The sequence below is a fragment of the Streptomyces sp. NPDC086989 genome (genome assembly GCF_044745505.1).
In the GTDB taxonomy this organism is placed as follows: domain Bacteria; phylum Actinomycetota; class Actinomycetes; order Streptomycetales; family Streptomycetaceae; genus Streptomyces.
In genome coordinates, this window is the sequence record NZ_JBIVAL010000005.1 from 439,612 (window position 1) to 452,522 (window position 12,911).

Consider the following 12,911-nt stretch of genomic DNA (forward strand, 5'->3'; position numbering starts at 1 on the left):
AATCGCCCGAGTTCATATGCATGGAATATCTTCCGCAACAATGGAAGCCCGATTACGCCGTTCGGCGGCCGGAAGTCGCGGGGGGAGTTGGGGGCGGGAACGACAATTCAACGAAAAGACAAGGCGGTTGGTGCGACGGTGGCGCCGTCAGTCGCGGCCGGTGAACTCCCAGGAACGGATGTCCCGGTAGTGGATCGGGCCGGGGCCGCGGCCTATGTTGCTGCCGACGAGGTGGAGGCGCCGGGCCTGCCAGGTGCGGCCCGAGAAGCCGGTGAGCGTATCGGCGATCTCCACCGCGCTGGAGGGGTCGCTGCGGCGGGAACGGGCCAGCGTCAGGTGGGGCCGCAGCGGCCGGTCCTCGAAGGCGATGCCGCAGCCCTTGACGGCGGCGCGCACGCGGGAGGTGAGCAGGTGCAGCCCGTGGACCTCCCCGCCGATCCCGCTCCAGAGCACCCGGTGGTCGAAGTGCCCGCTGCCGTGCAGGGCCAGCTCCAGGGGCCGGTGTGCCGCTGCGAGGGCGGCGAGCGGCGGTTGCAGGAGCGGAACCGCGGCCACGGGCAGTTCGCCGAGGAAGGCCAGCGTGATGTGCCAGTCCTCGATGCGGTTCCAGCGCATGCCCGGGTGGGCGCGGTAGGCGGGCCGCAGCTCCCGTGCCAGTTCCTCCTTGGCGTCGTCGGGCGGGGCGAGGGCGATGAAGACGCGGACGGTTCCGGACGCGGAGGTGGGAGCGGCTGCGGGCTGGATCTGATCGTTCACGAGGGACTTCGTACCGTACCCGCGCCCATCCGGTCACCTCCGGACCGCCCGCGTGCGGTGGCGGGCACGATGGGGACCATGCCCGATCCCGAGGCCGCGCTGCGCGCCTGGGTCGCCCGGCTCCGGCCCGGGGGCCGGCTGGTGCTCGTCGAGGGCCGGTGGCGGGAGGTCGGCCGGAGCGGCGCGCCGTACGTCGCCGACGCCGGGGCGCTGCCCTGGAACGGCGGCATCACCGTCGACGCGCTGGCCGCCGCCGTGCGTCCGCTCGCCGCCGGCCTGCACGTCGAACCGCTCGACGGCGAGCCGGCGCTGTGGGGCGGACCCGTCACCGACGAGAGGTACGCGCTGATCGCCCGCATTTGAGGCCCGGCCGACCGCGTCGACCGGCAGCTCCACCGCGGGTTCCGCCATCGGCTCGACGCCCCCGCGCTGCCCCAACCGATCATGCCCCTAGGCTGTGTCCGACCGGAGCGGAGCGGGCGCCGGACCCGTTCCTCACGCAGGAAGCGAAGGAGTGTCAGTCATGCGTGTGAGCAAGCTGCTTGGTGCGGCCGTGGTGTCCGCCGCCCTCGTCGGGACGACGCTGATCGCAGGGAGCCCCGCCATCGCCCAGACGAACGCCGCCGCGGCGGGCTGTACGGCCCTGGCCCTGGAGACCGTGGTGATACGTGACCGGACGAGCCTGAGCGGCACGGCGCTCGCCCAGCTCAACAAGGGGGAGACCGCCTCGTCCCCCTGCCAGATGTACTACGGCGGTTCCTACACCAAGTGCGGCATCACCAGCACCCGTTGGGTCAAGGTGACGAAGCACGGCGTCACCGGCTACGTGGTCGGCACCTGCGTGAAGCAGCCCGCCTGACCGGCGGGGCGGCCGGCGGGCGGAGCGGGAATTGAGGTGCTCCCTTCATACGGTGTTGACATGCTGCTCGGATGCACCGTGAACTCATTTCCGAGATCGCCCACACCGGGCATCCGATCAAGGCCCCGCTCGACGACGACTCCGTACGCAGGTTGCTGGAACGAGGGCTCCCGCGCGGCGACGAGCGCGTACTCGATCTCGGGTGCGGCAGCGGCGAGTGGCTGCTGCGCGCGCTGGCCGCACGCCCGCGGGTCCACGCCGAGGGCGTGGACATCTCGCAGGAGGCCCTGGAACAGGCCCGGCTGGCGGCGGACGACCGTGGCGTCGGGGAGCGGCTGACCCTCCACAGGACGGGTGCAGCGGACTTCGCCTCGCCGCACGCCTTCGACCTGGTGCTCAGCGTGGGAGCCACGCACGCCTTCGGGGGGCTGCTCCCCACCCTCGCGGCGGCGCGCGAGCACCTGGCCCCCGGCGGCCGCGTCGTCATCGGGGAAGGGTTCTGGGATCGCACGCCGTCCCCGCAAGCCGTCGAGATGCTCGGTGAGTACACCGACCTGGCGACCACCGTGGACCGGGTCGTCGCCGACGGCTGGACCCCCGTCGACGGGCACGTCAGCACGCGCCGCGAACTGGACGACTACGAATGGTCCTGCTGGGGGTCACTGGCCTCGTGGGCCCTGGACCACCCCGCCGATCCGGACAGCCCGTACGCCCTCGCCACGGCCGCCGCGCGCCGCTCCGAATGGCTGCACACCTACCGGGACTCCTTCGGCTTCGTCTCCCTCGTCCTGCGGCGGACCCCCGGCCCGGCCTGACCGTCCGGACAGGCCCCCGCGCCGCGTCACCGGCCCCCGGCGGCGCGGGTGGGGTATACGTCCTGTCTGGCCCCCGCTGCCGATGAAGGGAAGGGTCGCCGTGGAGCGAACGGACTGCTGTGTGGTCGGGGGAGGTCCCGCCGGCATGGTGCTCGCACTGCTGCTGGCCCGGGCCGGCGTGGAGGTCACCGTGCTGGAGAAACACGGCGACTTCCTGCGCGACTTCCGCGGCGACACCGTCCACCCGTCCACCCTGTCGCTGCTGGACGACATCGGCCTCGCCGAGCGGTTCGCCCGGCTGCCGCAGCGGCGCGTGACCTCCGTACAGCTGCCCATCGGACCGGACCGCTCCCTCGTCACCGTGGGGAACATCGGGGCGCTGCACGGCAAGTACAACTACATCGCGATGGTCCCGCAGTGGGACCTGCTCGACCTGCTCGCCGACGAGGCGAGCCGGGAGCCCTCCTTCCGCCTGCGCATGAACACCGGGGCGACGTCCTTCCTGATCGAACGCGGACGCGTCAACGGCGTGCGGTACCGCACCGCGGACGGCGGCACCGGCGAGCTCAGGGCCTCCCTGACGGTGGCGTGCGACGGCCGGGGCTCGCTGGCCAGGGCGCTGCCCGAACTCGGGCTGGAGGAGTTCCCGTGCCCCATGGACGCCTGGTGGTTCCGGCTGCCGCGCCACGAGGACGACCCCAGCGGGCTCGTCGGAGGGCTGGGGGAGAGGTTCTTCAGCGCGCTCATCGACCGCGGCGACTACTGGCAGTGCGCGGGACTCATCCCCAAGGGCACCGACGCCCAGCGCCGCGCCGAGGGCCTGGACCGCTTCATGGCCCAGTTCACCGAGGCCGTCCCCTGGCTGGCCGACCGGGCCCACACCGTCACCTCCTGGGACGAGGTCAGACTCCTCGACGTGCGGCTCGACCGGCTGCGCCGCTGGCACCGCCCCGGGCTGCTCTGCATCGGCGACGCCGCCCACGCCATGTCACCCGTCTTCGGCATCGGCATCAACCTCGCCGTGCAGGACGCGGTGGCCGCGGCCCGCCACCTGGTGCGCCCGCTGCGGGAGGGCACGGTGGGACTGCGCGACGTACGCCGCGTGCAGCGCCGCCGCATGCCCACCACCGTGGCGACCCAGGGCCTCCAGCGCCTGGCCCACGCCCAGGTCATCGAGCCGCTGCTGGCCGGCCGCGTCGCGTTCGGCGATCCCGGGCGGGCGAAACGGCTGACCGAGCTGGTCACCGACTCGCGGTGGCTGAACCGGGTGCCGGCCTATTTCATCGGTTACGGGGCCCTGCGCGAGCGGCCCCCGAAGGAATCGCTGTACGACACCGGGAGGCGTCATGGCTGAGGTGCCCGTCCTGCTGCCGTACGCCGATCCGTCCTTCGTCGCGGACCCCTTCCCGCTGTACCGGCAACTGCGCGAGGACGGCCCCGTGCGCCGCGCCGTCATCGCGGGCGGCCTCGAAGCCTGGATCGTCACCCGCTACGAGGACGGCCTCGCCGCCCTGTCCGACGCCCGTCTCAGCAGCGACGTGCGCGACGCCTCGGACACCCGGCTCCTGCAACAGCTGCCCGAGACGGAACGCGAGTCGATGCTGAGCAACATGCTCCGCAGCGACCCGCCCGACCACACCCGCCTGCGCCGTCTGGTCTCCCAGGCGTTCACCGCCCGGCGGGTCGCCGGGATGCGGCCGCGGATCCAGGCCGTCGCCGACCGGCTCCTCGACGCGGTCGTCCCGGCGGGCCGGGCCGACCTCGTCGCGGACTTCGCGCTGCCGCTTCCCGTCACGGTGATCAGCGAACTGCTCGGCGTACCGGTGGACGACCGACACGACTTCCAGCACTGGACCGACCGGATGATCAGGCGGGGTGCGGAGCCGCCCGACCCCGCCGTGGTGAACGAGGCCTGGCGGCACATGCGCGCCTACGTGACCGAGCTCATCCGGGACAAGCGCGCACGGCCCGGAGACGACCTGCTCAGCGGCCTCATCACCGCCCGCGACGAGGAACAGCGCCTGACCGAGGACGAACTGGTCGCCATGGTGTTCCTGCTGCTGGTCGCCGGCTACATCACCACGGTCAACCTCATCGGCGGCGGCATCGCCGCACTGCTCGCCCACCCCGGACAGCTCGACCTGCTGCGCTCCGACCCCGGACTGCTGCCCAGCGCGATCGAGGAGTTCCTGCGCTACGACGGCCCGGTCAACCCCGGCATCGCCCGGTTCGCCCGCGAGGACGCCGAGATCGCGGGGGTGCGCATTCCGCGCGGCGCGACCGTGCTGATCGGCTCCGCCCTCGCCGACCGCGACCCGGCGCGCTTCCCGGACCCCGACCGTCTGGACATCACCCGGCAGGACAACGCCCACCTCGCGTTCGGGCACGGCATCCACTACTGCCTGGGTGCGCCGCTGGCCCGGCTGGAGGGGCAGATCGCCATCGGTACCGCCCTGCGCCGGCTCCCCGGGCTCGCCCTCGCCGTCGCGCCGGACGCGATCCCCCGCCGTCCGGGCGGACTCCGCGGGCCCGCCGGCCTGCCGGTGACGTTCACCCCGGGCGGCTGAGCCGCGCGGGGCCGTCATCGGCCCGTACGGCCCTCCGGCCGGACCCTCCCCGACCGTACGGACCCCCGGCGGACCGGCCCCCGGCCGTTCGGCCCCCGGCCGGGGGCGGTCAGGCGTGTGCGGTCAAGGTCTTGGTGAGGAGGCTTCCGCCCACGATCAGCGCCACGCCCAGCCACCACACGTTGTCGTCGAAGATCAGGACGGCGATCCCGATCGGCACCAGCAGCCCGGCCAGGGGCAGGAACATCCCCGCGAGGTGCGGGGGCTCCGGTCCGGGCAGCCCGGCCCTGCGCAGCGCCCGGGCGCGCGCGACGTCGGGGTACCAGGCGGTGAAGCGCAGGGCGGCCACGATGGCCAGGATCTGGATGATCCATCCGGTCCAGATGTTGTTCGGATTGTGCAGCACCAGGTCGCCGTACGCCCCCGCGAGGGCGGCGACCAGGAACGCCAGGCCCCACACTCCGGTGATGAGGTAGTTCGTGCGCAGGAACGTGGGAGTGTTCCAGATCGCCGGATCGACCTGCTCGCGCGCGTACTGGAGGGTGAAGGGCCTGCGGATCGCCATGGACCCGAAGGCGATCACGACGAGGGCGATGTTGGAGACCTCCCCGGCGTACGTCTCCAGCCAACGGCGGGTGCTGTCGCTCGCGAGGAGGCCGACGACGGCGAGGGCCGCGAAGAAGAACAGGTCGGCGAGTTCCAGCAGCTTCCACGAGCTGCCCCGGTGGACGATCCGCCCGGCCGCGACCAGTACGACCGTCGACGCCAGGGCGAGCACGACGGCGATCTCGAACCTGCCCGGTCCGACCAGCAGCGAGAAGATGATCCACGGCGCCATGCCGACGACCGGGTTCTCCAGGAAACCGGCGACGGCACCGCGGGCCGTGGTGGGCGCCTCGGTCTTCACCCCTCCAGGGTGCGCGCGGCCGTCCCGTCGGGCCATTCGGAGGACCCCGCCGGGCGGCTCGCGGCATCGGGATGACCCGGGGCCTGCCGTCCTTCGCGACGTAGGCCAGGCGGGTCATGTCGCGGGCCGGATCCCCGGTACCGCCCCAGCCCGGGAGAGAGGGGACGCCCTCACGCGGCGCCCGTCATCTTGGCGAACACCACCACGTTGCTGTCGTAGTAGTGCTTCTGCGGGTCGAAGTCGCCGCCGCAGGTGACCAGGCGCAGACCCGCGTAGTCGAGGTTCTTGTAGACCTCCAGCGTGGGGAACTCGGCCTTCGGGTACTCGGCGACCCGCTCCACCGTGAACGTGGCGGTCTTGTTGTCCTTCCGGGTCACCTGGATGGTGTCCCCGGCCTTCATCGTCTTGAGCTTCTGGAACACCGCCGCCGCGCCGTTCCAGGTGACATGACCGGCGATCACCGCCGGTCCCTGGGAGCCGGGGGTCGGCCCCGGCTCGTACCAGCCCGCCAGAGCGGGGTCCTTCGGCGTCTGCATGGTCCCGTCGGCGTTCTGCCGCAGGGTCTCCAGGGAACTGGAGAGGCCGAGCGAGGCGATGGTGATCTTCTGCGGTTCCGAACGGGCGAGGACGGGCCCGCTGGGGGCCGCGCCGGGCTTGGGCGAGGCGTGGTGGCCGCCGGCGGGCGCCGATCCGGACGGCGCGGCCTCGGCGCCCGCGTTCGCGGGGGACTCCGACTGTCCCTGGCCCGAACACCCGGCGAGGAGGAGGGTGGCGAACGTGAGGGAGGCGGCCAGGAGGCCGGTGGTCCGGCGGCGGGGCCGGGCGGCCGAGCGGGCCGGTGCGCAGACGCGTACGGGGTTCACGCGGCGCCCCCGGTGGTCTGCGCGGCCTGGGTGCGGGTGGCGGCGGAGACGGCCCGCCTGCGCGCGAACACCACGGCCCCGGCCGTCACCGCGGCGGCGGCGAGCGCGCCGCCTGCCGCCGTCACCGGGGTCACCGTCGCGGACTGCGGGGAGCCGGAGCCGCCGCCCGTCTCGATGCCGCCGACCGGCAGGGAGCCCACGGACGCGCCCATCACCATGCCGCAGTTGGTCGGAGCCGTGGCCTCCTGGGGCAGCTTCGGGTCGAGTTCGCTCTTGCCGGCGCCCTCGAAGTCGTACTTGCCGTTCTTGTTGCGGTCGATGCCGTGCTGCACGATGTGCAGGTCCTGGATGTGGTCGGCCACGTCCTGCGAGACGGTGATGGTCCGCTTGTAGGAGAGCTTGCCCTGCTTGTTCGCGACGGGCATGCGGTCCACGGCGAGGCCGCTGGTCGCCTTGGTGTCCCCGGACGTGGTGAGCGAGATGTTGATGTTGCCGTAGTCGACGGTGGCCTCGGTGTTGCTGAGGATCCCGTCGCGGTTGGTGTCGTCGGTGGCGTCCGGGCACTGGAAGTCGTGCCCGTTGGTGGACCCGTGCAGGTGCTGGGCCGAGGGCGATCCGGGCACCATGCCCTCGGACTCTATCTGCACGGTCAGCTGGTTGCCCTTGAGGCTCAGCATGGCCGTGCCCCGGGAACCGGAGTCGTTGAGCTGCGCCAGGTCGATCTGGTACGCCTTCCCGCTCTGGGCGAGAGCCGGCCCGGAGAGGCCGAGGGCCAGGAACACGGCGGCGGGCACGGCGGCGGCCGCCACGAGACGACCAGTGCGCTTGACCATCACATTCGCTCCTCTTCCGCGGGTTCCCGGCGTGGGAACCGCAGATCGGTCGGGGGTGAAGCGAGCCCCCGGGAGGGGGTCTCGCTGCCTCTTCGGAGCGTCGGGGTCCGCGGATTGGTGGTTTCTCAGAAAGTTTTGCGGGACCCCGGCGAGCGGGGCGGCGCGGCGTGCAGGGCGGCGGCGAGGGCGGGCGGGGAGTCCGCCGAGGCGTACACGGTCGTCGCGTCCACCACCCCGGCCGGGCCCAGGTCGAAGCGGACCGGCGGGTCCAGGCGCAGGGCCACGTTCAGCGAGTCACCGACCGAACAGGCCACCGCCTGCGGCTCGTCCGGCACGGGTCGCGGCCCCCGGCCCGGGACCGTGCGGACCACCGCCGCCGCGGAACGGACCGCTGCACGGGGCAGCGCCAACTCCCCGAGGAATCCGGTCCGCAGGAGGACCCGTTCGGCATCGACCTCGTGCGGATTCCTGACCAGCGCCGACACCAGGCCCGACCCGGCCAGGACCACCAGTACTTCCAGCGCCGCATGAGCCGGCCGGATCCACGGCGGCAGCATCGACGAGACCGGGAGGGCCGCGACGGCCTCGGACGCCATGAGGACCAGCACCAGGTGTCGCGTCGCGGCCGAGTGCCGCAGCCCCGGCGCCGCCTGCCGCCGCAGCAGCACCGCTGCCAGGGAGCGGGCCCACACCCGCGCGACGCCCGCCTTGGCGGGCCCGGCCGTCACGCTCCCCGTCATGCACTCCCTCGCCGTCACGGACATCCGCCCCCGTCTCGTCCTTCCCTCACCTCCCCTCAGCATCGAGCGGGGCCGGGGGAGCGGACAGTGACGAATGTCAGGGAAACATCGGGAACCCGTCATCCCGCGCGGGTGACTGTGCCCTTCACGCCAACTCTCCTTCGTTCCAGGTGAGTCACGGCGGTGTGGGCCTATGTTCCATGGGGTGTGCGCCGGTTCGCCCCAGGAGGTCAGATTGCACTACAGGCGACGCTTCCTCGCCTTGCCCCGCGCGTTACGCCGTTCCCACCTGCTCATCGCCCTGGGCCTCGGTTCGCTGCTGCTCGGCCTGATGCCGTGGTTCGCGGTGGCGGGTCCGGCCGCGGCCGGCCGCGGCCCCACCCCGCGGCCCGCGCCCGTACCCTTCGACCAGCAGACCGCGCAGCAGTCACCGCACCACGGCATCGCCCCGGCGAACGCCATGGAACCCACGGCCCCCGTCCTCGACCGGACCGGCTGGACCGCGTCGGCGACCGACGAGGAGACCGGCGCCGAGAACGGCCGCGCGGCCAACGTCCTCGACGGTAACCCCGGCACCATCTGGCACAGCACATGGGCCGGCACCCCCACCCCCCTGCCGCACGGCATCACCCTCGACATGCACCGCACGGCCGTCGTCTCCGCCCTCGTCTACCTCCCCCGCTCCAACGGCGCCAACGGGCGCGTCGGCGAGTACACGATCAGCCTCAGCACCGACGGACAGAACTGGGCGACCCCCGTCGCCTCCGGCACCCTGGCCGACGACGCCAGCGCCAAGACCCTCGGGTTCGCCCCGCAGGGCGCCCGCTTCGTCCGGCTGACCGCGCTCACGGAGGCCGGCGGCCGCGGCCCCTGGACATCCGCCGCCGAGATCAACCTGCTGGGCGACCCCGGCACCCCCGCAGCCACCGTCGACCTGCCCCGGACCGGCTGGACGGCCACGGCCGGCGACGAGGAGACCGGCGCCGGGGACGGCCGCGCGGCCAACGTCCTCGACGGCAACGACGCCACCATCTGGCACAGCAAGTGGACCGGCACCCCGGCCCCCCTGCCGCACAGCATCACCATCGACATGCACCGCACGAACGCCGTCTCCGCCCTCGTCTACCATCCCCGCCTCGACGGCGGCAACGGCCGGGCCGGCGCGTACACGGTCACCACCAGCAACGACGGCACGGCCTTCGGCGCCCCCGTCGCCGTCGGCACCTGGCGCGACGACGACACCGTCAAGACCGCCACCTTCCTGCACACCGAGACCGCACGGTACGTACGACTGACCGTGACCACGGAAGCCGGCGGCCGCGGCCCGTGGACCTCGGCCGCCGAAATACGTCTGAGCGGACCGGCCGACCCGGCCGTCCACGGAGCCTGGGACAAGATCACCGGCTTCCCCCTCGTGCCCGTGGCCACCGCCGTCCTGCCCGGGGACAAGCTGCTCGCCTGGTCCGCGTACGCGGTCGACCGGTTCGGCGGCAGCAACGGCTACACGCAGACCGCGATCCTGGACCTGAAGACCGGCAAGGTCACACAGCGCCGCATCGACAACACCGGTCACGACATGTTCTGTCCGGGCATAGCGATGCTGGCCGACGGCCGCGTCCTGGTCACCGGCGGAAGCAACGCCGAAAAGGCGAGCATCTACGACCCGGCCGCCGACACCTGGTCCGCGACCGCCGCCATGAACACCGCCCGCGGGTACCAGGCCATGACGCTGCTCTCCACCGGCGAGGCCTTCGTCCTGGGCGGATCCTGGAGCGGCCCCGCGGGCGACAAGGCCGGCGAGGCCTGGTCACCGGAGACCCGCACCTGGCGCGCACTCCCCGGCGTCCCGGCCACCCCCGCCCTGACGGGCGACCCCGCAGGACCGTACCGGGCCGACAACCACATGTGGCTGCACGCCACTTCGGGCGGCAAAGTGCTGCAACTGGGCCCGAGCAAGCAGATGAACTGGATCTCGACCAGCGGCCGGGGCGGCATCACCCCCGCCGGCACCCGGGCCGACAGCCAGGACGCCATGACCGGCAACGCCGTCTCCTACGACATCGGCAAACTGCTCACGCTCGGCGGAGCCCCCGCCTACGAGAAGACGCCGGCGACCCGCCGCGCGTACACCGTGGGCATCTCGGGCGACCGGGTCCAGGCCGCCCGCACCGGCGACATGGAGCACGCCCGCGCCTTCGGCAACAGCGTCGTCCTGCCCGACGGCAAGGTGGCCGTCTTCGGCGGGCAGGCCTACCCGGTGCCCTTCAGCGACGCGACCTCCGTCCTGGCCCCCGAACTGTGGGACCCGGCGACCGGCCGCTTCACCCCGCTGGCCACCATGGCCATCCCGCGCAACTACCACAGCGTGGCCAACCTGCTGCCGGACGGGCGCATCTTCTCCGGCGGCGGAGGCCTGTGCGGCGACTGCGCGACCAACCACGCGGACGGGGCCGTCTTCACCCCGCCGTACCTGCTCAACGCCGACGGATCGCCGAAGCCGCGTCCCGCCATCACCGGGGGCGTGCCCCCCAGGGCGGCTCCCGGCAGCTCGCTCACGGTGAGCACGCAGGCCCCCGTGGAGTCCTTCGTCCTGATGCGCACCGCTGCCGCCACCCACTCCACCGACAACGACCAGCGACGGGTCCCCCTCGCCTCCACGGCCACCGGAACCGGCACGTACACGGTGTCCCTGCCGGCCGACACCGGGGTGGTCCTGCCCGGGACCTACATGCTCTTCGCCCTCGACGCCCACGGCGTGCCGAGCACCGCGAAGTTCATCACCGTCTCCTGAACACGCGCCCGGTGTCCGGCCCTCGGACCGGCCGGACACCGGGCCCCGGACACTGAGCACCGGGCCCCGGACACCGGGCGCCGGCACGACGCCGTCCGCGAAGCCCGTCGGATAGGTTGACCCCCCGGACGGTCCGCGCACCGCGGGCCGGCGCACGGCCATGGGGACGGGGGAGTCGGTGGAGTCTTTGCGGCCCGGTGACCTGCCGGAGATCGGCGGTTACCGCCTGCTGGCACGGCTCGGCGAGGGAGGGATGGGCGAGGTGTTCCTGGCCCGGACGCCCTCCGGCCGGCCGCTCGCCCTGAAGACCGTGCACCGCGAACTGAGCCTGGACCCGGACTTCGCCGAGCGGTTCACCCGGGAGATACGCACCAACGACCGGGTGCGCAGCGCCTGGACGGTCTCCGTGGTGGACTTCAGCCCGCCGGGCGCGCTGCCCCAGTGGCTGGCCACGGAGTACGTCGCCGCGCCCTCGCTGGCCGACTGGGTACGCGGGCACGGGCCGCTGCCGGAGCCGGCCCTGCACTGCCTGGCCAGGGAGCTGTCGGCCGCGCTCGTCACCGTACGCGCCGCGGGCGTCGTCCACCGCGACATCAAGCCGGCGAACGTGCTGCTCGGTCCGGAGCGCCCGTTCCTCATCGATTTCGGGATCGCCCGCGCCGTGCGCGACCCGCGCCACACACAGACGGGTGCGGTCATCGGCACGCCCGGCTACCTCGCGCCGGAGCAGGCCGTCGGCGCCGTGGCCGCGGCGCCCGCCGACGTGTTCTCCCTCGCCGCGGTCCTCGTGTACGCGGCGACGGGCCGCGGTCCCTTCCTGGCGGGCGGCGAGGAACTGTCCCTGCCGGCCCTCCTGTACCGGATCGTGCACGACGAACCCCTGCTCGACGGCATGCCGGAGTCCCTGCTTCCGCTGGTGCGGGACTGCCTGGCCAAGGACCCCGACCGGAGACCGGCCGCCGAGGAGGTACGGGCCCGGCTCGGCGCGGCGGAGGAAGGCGACTGGAGCGCCGCGGTGCCACCGGCCCTGATCGCGGAGGCCGGCCGCCGGGAGGCCGAACTGCGGCGGCTCCTGACCGCCTCGCAGCCGTCGGCCGCCCCCGCGGCGCCGCCGCCGGTGCTGCCCCCGGCCCCCGGTACCGCGCCGTCCGCCGCGTTCACCGCGGAGCCTCCGCGAGGGTCGTCCTCGCGGCGGCCCCTGGTGATCGGCGCGGCCGCCGGAGGGATCCTCGCCGTCGCCGTCACCCTCGCGGTCACCCTGCCCGGGCACGGCGGCGACAAGGCCGGACCCCCGGCCGGTTCGCCCCCGGCGTCCGGGTCGTCGTCCGGGTCGCCGTCGCCGTCGCCGTCCGCATCGTCCGTGGGTGCGCTGCCCGCGTCATGGGTCGGCACCTGGTCCGGCGTGGGCCCCGGAACACCGGACGCGGACGGCATCACCCGCGCCAGGACGGGTGAGTTCACGGTCGCCGTCACCCTCACCGCGGGGAACGCGGGCGAGATCGTGGGCCGTCAGGTCAGCAACGTCAAGGAGGTCTCCAGCGGGCGTGACCTCGGCTGCACGGAAGCCCTCGAACTGCGGCAGATCAAGGGGAACACCGCGGTCCTCGCGGCGGCGACCAGCCATCCGACCGACCGCGCGGCCTCCTTCGACTGCCCCAGGGGCAACCTGTACGTGCTGACCCTGGAGGCGCCGGACCGGCTGACGCTCGCCTCGGAGGGCGCGCAGTCCGCCGGAGCCCCGGCGGCCCTGACCCGCGGCCGCTGAACCCGCGGGCCCGGT

The 12,911-nt window shown here is 73.4% G+C and carries 11 protein-coding genes and 1 pseudogene; 7 read left to right on the top strand and 5 right to left on the bottom strand.

What is annotated here, in order from left to right; genetic code table 11:
• Positions 1-147 precede the first annotated feature (147 nt).
• On the bottom strand, positions 148-756 hold the full coding sequence (gene thpR, locus ACIPK4_RS14770) for an RNA 2',3'-cyclic phosphodiesterase (protein ID WP_402312654.1): 609 nt from the start codon (positions 754-756) through the stop codon (positions 148-150).
• A gap of 75 nt (positions 757-831) precedes the next feature.
• Here thpR and ACIPK4_RS14775 point away from each other — a divergent pair.
• The 5 genes and pseudogenes from ACIPK4_RS14775 to ACIPK4_RS14795 form a co-directional block, all read left to right on the top strand.
• Positions 832-1,119: pseudogene (locus tag ACIPK4_RS14775) on the top strand (SAM-dependent methyltransferase); the annotation flags it as partial.
• A 160-nt stretch (positions 1,120-1,279) separates the two neighbouring features.
• Positions 1,280-1,615, top strand: coding sequence for a hypothetical protein (locus ACIPK4_RS14780; protein ID WP_402312657.1), 336 nt, complete (start codon positions 1,280-1,282; stop codon positions 1,613-1,615).
• A gap of 71 nt (positions 1,616-1,686) precedes the next feature.
• Complete coding sequence (locus ACIPK4_RS14785; protein ID WP_402312660.1) at positions 1,687-2,430, top strand: SAM-dependent methyltransferase; 744 nt, start codon at positions 1,687-1,689, stop codon at positions 2,428-2,430.
• A gap of 100 nt (positions 2,431-2,530) precedes the next feature.
• Positions 2,531-3,784 (top strand): FAD-dependent oxidoreductase, encoded by a 1,254-nt coding sequence (locus tag ACIPK4_RS14790; RefSeq protein WP_402312663.1) that lies wholly within the window; start codon positions 2,531-2,533, stop codon positions 3,782-3,784.
• On the top strand, positions 3,777-4,997 hold the full coding sequence (locus ACIPK4_RS14795; RefSeq protein ID WP_402312666.1) for a cytochrome P450: 1,221 nt from the start codon (positions 3,777-3,779) through the stop codon (positions 4,995-4,997). Before ACIPK4_RS14790 ends, ACIPK4_RS14795 begins: the two co-directional genes overlap by 8 nt.
• Positions 4,998-5,106: 109 nt before the next feature.
• Here the strand turns inward: ACIPK4_RS14795 and ACIPK4_RS14800 are convergent, their stop codons facing one another.
• From ACIPK4_RS14800 to ACIPK4_RS14815, 4 genes are all read right to left on the bottom strand, one after another.
• Positions 5,107-5,904: a hypothetical protein gene (locus tag ACIPK4_RS14800; RefSeq protein ID WP_402312669.1), complete on the bottom strand. Its 798-nt coding sequence runs from the start codon at positions 5,902-5,904 to the stop codon at positions 5,107-5,109.
• 170 nt (positions 5,905-6,074) lie between these two features.
• Complete coding sequence (locus ACIPK4_RS14805; protein ID WP_402312672.1) at positions 6,075-6,767, bottom strand: class F sortase; 693 nt, start codon at positions 6,765-6,767, stop codon at positions 6,075-6,077.
• Entirely contained in the window at positions 6,764-7,603 is an 840-nt protein-coding gene (locus ACIPK4_RS14810) for a hypothetical protein (protein ID WP_402312675.1), read from the bottom strand. The genes ACIPK4_RS14805 and ACIPK4_RS14810 overlap by 4 nt, the downstream gene beginning before the upstream one ends.
• Positions 7,604-7,725: 122 nt before the next feature.
• Positions 7,726-8,340: a hypothetical protein gene (locus ACIPK4_RS14815; protein WP_402312678.1), complete on the bottom strand. Its 615-nt coding sequence runs from the start codon at positions 8,338-8,340 to the stop codon at positions 7,726-7,728.
• Positions 8,341-8,575: 235 nt separating this feature from the next.
• Here ACIPK4_RS14815 and ACIPK4_RS14820 point away from each other — a divergent pair, with 235 nt between their 5' ends.
• A complete protein-coding gene (locus ACIPK4_RS14820; protein WP_402312681.1) occupies positions 8,576-11,131 on the top strand; it encodes a discoidin domain-containing protein in 2,556 nt (851 codons plus the stop codon).
• Between the two features lie 178 nt (positions 11,132-11,309).
• Positions 11,310-12,896 (top strand): serine/threonine-protein kinase, encoded by a 1,587-nt coding sequence (locus ACIPK4_RS14825; RefSeq protein ID WP_402312684.1) that lies wholly within the window; start codon positions 11,310-11,312, stop codon positions 12,894-12,896.
• The last annotated feature ends 15 nt before the right edge of the window (positions 12,897-12,911 follow it).

Coding starts and splice junctions, on each gene's coding strand:
- ACIPK4_RS14780 (WP_402312657.1), top strand. CDS start 1,280: ATGCGTGTGAGCAAGCTGCTTGGTGCGGCCGTGGTGTCCGCCGCCCTC.
- ACIPK4_RS14815 (WP_402312678.1), bottom strand. CDS start 8,340: ATGACGGGGAGCGTGACGGCCGGGCCCGCCAAGGCGGGCGTCGCGCGG.
- ACIPK4_RS14795 (WP_402312666.1), top strand. CDS start 3,777: ATGGCTGAGGTGCCCGTCCTGCTGCCGTACGCCGATCCGTCCTTCGTC.
- ACIPK4_RS14785 (WP_402312660.1), top strand. CDS start 1,687: ATGCACCGTGAACTCATTTCCGAGATCGCCCACACCGGGCATCCGATC.